This window comes from Psychrobacter sp., from assembly GCF_036731945.1.
Classification (GTDB): Bacteria; Pseudomonadota; Gammaproteobacteria; order Pseudomonadales; family Moraxellaceae; genus Psychrobacter.
In genome coordinates this window covers 1-3,226 of sequence record NZ_DAINDI010000107.1, presented here as the reverse complement: position 1 = coordinate 3,226, position 3,226 = coordinate 1, and the positions used below count along the sequence as shown (strand labels likewise).

4 protein-coding genes and 1 tRNA gene are annotated in these 3,226 nt (G+C 42.0%); 2 read left to right on the top strand and 3 right to left on the bottom strand.

Annotated features, from left to right (window positions below):
* Positions 1-314 precede the first annotated feature (314 nt).
* The 3 genes from V7D75_RS14085 to hisB all read right to left on the bottom strand — a co-directional run bounded on the left by V7D75_RS14085 (position 315) and on the right by hisB (position 2,138).
* Positions 315-707 carry a hypothetical protein gene (locus V7D75_RS14085; protein ID WP_333615065.1) on the bottom strand — a complete coding sequence of 131 codons (393 nt, stop codon included), beginning with the start codon at positions 705-707 and terminating at the stop codon, positions 315-317.
* Between the two features lie 138 nt (positions 708-845).
* Entirely contained in the window at positions 846-1,490 is a 645-nt protein-coding gene (gene hisH / locus V7D75_RS14080; RefSeq protein WP_333615064.1) for an imidazole glycerol phosphate synthase subunit HisH, read from the bottom strand.
* On the bottom strand, positions 1,491-2,138 hold the full coding sequence (gene hisB, locus V7D75_RS14075) for an imidazoleglycerol-phosphate dehydratase HisB (RefSeq protein ID WP_068404355.1): 648 nt from the start codon (positions 2,136-2,138) through the stop codon (positions 1,491-1,493).
* Between the two features lie 360 nt (positions 2,139-2,498).
* Between hisB and V7D75_RS14070 the strand changes: the two genes are divergently transcribed.
* A complete protein-coding gene (locus V7D75_RS14070; RefSeq protein WP_296191400.1) occupies positions 2,499-2,921 on the top strand; it encodes a hypothetical protein in 423 nt (140 codons plus the stop codon).
* 122 nt (positions 2,922-3,043) lie between these two features.
* Positions 3,044-3,119, top strand: a tRNA-Phe gene (locus tag V7D75_RS14065).
* The last annotated feature ends 107 nt before the right edge of the window (positions 3,120-3,226 follow it).

Below are 3,226 nucleotides of genomic sequence, written 5' to 3'. Positions count from 1 at the left end.
TCGGCTTCTTGCGGCTCTAATCCTAAGGTGTCTTTGGCCTTGTCTACTATGTCGTCAATATTAAGGTCTGAGATATTCATAACTTTTCCTATTTTATTATTGCTTATATTGGATTGATAGTTAGAAAAGATAGAATAATTGCCTGTCGCTACCTTTCTGATTGTAAGGTAGCAAACTCATAACGCATTAAATAGACCAGAGTTTTTTGACTTTCGTAAGCTTTGTAAACGATGAGTTGCTTAAATTTGGCGTTTTAAAAAAGTATCAGAGTAAAAAGCGCAAAGCAATGACCTTATAAACAATAAAAAACGGACTTAGCGATAGTCCGTTTTTTTCTGTCGTTTAATCATAGGTTTGACAGTATTGATTGACTGAAATGTCTTTGTCCATACGGTAAGGCCGTAGATTATGTAAGAAAGCAGACAGGTATTAATAATATCATGGATACTGGCTTTGATTTCTGCCGCTTTTAACCCTGCCAGACCAAGTTCGGTAAGCGTCTGGCGATTGTCCAAATATTCACCCAATAGAGCAATAGCGGTCACCAAAATCAAAGCGACAAAGGCTCTAACGCTGTATTTTTTAAAAATTGGACGCAGCAAAAGTAAACTTAATAGGTAGACGCCCATGCCCACATACATATGTAAGGCGTCTTTGTCTAAGCCAGTAGCATCAACGACACCGTTTTTAAAGAGATAAAAGTCCACGATTTTATTCCGCGTAAAAGAGGTAAAAAGTAACTGAGTATAAATGAAAAACAGCCAATTATACATTGAGAATAAAAAAGGTAGATTAAGCATTTGCTAATCTACCTTATTATTGAAGAAATATTTAAAGTATAGTTGTTAAATATCCCAATCGACGAAGTTCTTTAACAGCTGTAAGCCCGCGGTGTGGCTTTTTTCTGGATGAAACTGGGTCGCAAATAAATTGTCTTGCAGAATACTGGCACAAAACGGCTGACTATAATCACAAACGGCCGCCACTTGCGATTTATCTGCTGGCGCGCAGTAATAACTATGTACAAAGTAAAAGTGCGCATTGTCTTCGATACCATTCCACAATGGATGGTCAAAATCCATGCCACTGATGGTATTCCAGCCCATGTGCGGCACTTTAATGGTTACCCCTTGCTCATCTTTCCACGTCGGGTCAAACGCTTCCACGCTGCCATCTAGGATGCCCAAGCATGTTGTACCACCATTCTCAGCGGACTGCTCGAACAACGCCTGCATGCCAACACAGATGGCCATAACAGGCTTATTAAATACTGCTTGACGTATGACCTCATCAATCCCTGCCTCATGCATGCCAGCGATACAATCGCGCATTGCACCGACACCTGGGAAGAAAATTTTATCAGCCGCCGCGACCACTTTTGGGTCATTGGTAATAGAAACCTCTGCGCCGACCGCTGCTAACGCCTTGCTGGCCGAGTGCAAATTACCCATGCCATAATCTAATAGTGCAATCTTTGTGGTTCGACTCATCTAAAAAGCCTCTTTGGTCGATGGCAAAGTATTCAGCGCACGCTCATCATATTCGCAAGCCATACGTAGCGCACGAGCAAACGCTTTAAAGGTAGATTCTATTTGGTGATGGCTGTTTTTACCTTTAAGATTATCCAAATGCACCGTCATCCATGAGTGATTGACGAAGCCGTAGAAAAATTCACTAAACAAATCGACATCGAAGTTACCAACATGCGAGCGGGTAAAAGGAATGTCCATATGAAGTCCTGGACGACCAGACAAATCAACCACCGCGCGCGTTAGTGACTCATCGAGTGGCGCATAAAAATGCCCATAGCGACGGATGCCTTTTTTATCACCCAATGCTTTATTGAACGCTTGTCCAAGCGTGATGCCCGTATCTTCAACACTGTGGTGATCATCGATAAAGGTGTCGCCGGTACATTTGATATCTAAATCAAACAAACCATGACGCTTAATTTGGTCAATCATATGGTCTAGAAACGGCACGCCAGTATCGACAGTGCCTTGACCGGTACCATCAAGGTTTACCGTACAAGTGACTTGGGTTTCAGCAGTATTACGCGTAACGGTCGCCGTACGTGCGGCATGACCAAAAAGATTTTGAGCAGAATTTTGATTTTGTTCGGTAGAATTGGCTGTCATGGCTACTCTCTATAAATGAAAAGCGGTCAATAAAATAGGGCGAAAAAGCGCCCAAAGCATTCTTACTAGCGTTTAAAACAATGAATAAAAACATAGAAGATTAAGCTAAAAATAGGTTCAATATTTGCTTAAAAAACTTATTCAGAAAGGTATAAATATTAGGTTTTTGGCGTATAAACCCTTGTCTATCTTCATCATAGCAAACCCTAGCATTTACTGCCACGACCAAGCAGTAATCCACGCACAAAATCGCCCTATTCTGCTAAAATAGTGCGTTCAGTATTATCAATCATCACCCGCGCTGACCCTTCAACGCTACATTCGATGCTACGACGCGCTAAACACTTATAGGAACCGATTATGCCTTTAGAAGCGATCGCCATCAATAGCTTAGATGCGCCCCTGATTAAAAACCCTGCCCGCGAGAACGAGTTATCAGAGCGTCTGCATGCCTTATATGACAGCGATGACAATCAGCCAAGTGGTCTCGAGGTACTAAATATTATTGAGCAAGGCTTTAAGCGTGGTCAGACTTTGTATGTCGGCATGTTTAATGATAAGCCTATCGCCGCGGTTGCTTGCTTTGATGATGGGCAAACCGATGCCAAGCGCTTGCAATATCTTACTGTTCATAGCCAAAATCGTGGGCGCGCTATCGATGCGAAATTTATCAAACTGGTCTATGATGCCGAAGTGAAAAAAGGCGTGCGCGAGTTCGTGCCAGTCGATGCCGATATTCACCGTATTATGAGCGAGTATGAGCTCCTGCGCGTTAAGGATTAAATACGAGGTTAAAAGCTTAGTTTTGGCTTATATTCGATTATTTATAGGCTTTTCTCACTTATTATGCAAAAACCACTTGACAGTAACGCCTATATTTAGTTTAATAGCGCCTCAACGAAGACGGCTCGATAGCTCAGTCGGTAGAGCAACGGATTGAAAATCCGTGTGTCGGCAGTTCGAACCTGCCTCGAGCCACCATTCGTTTAAGCATTCCAAAAAGCCCCAAACATTATGTTTGGGGCTTTTTTTATGCTTAAAATTTAATAAAAATTACAAGGATAGCTATCTACCACAACTGATAATCG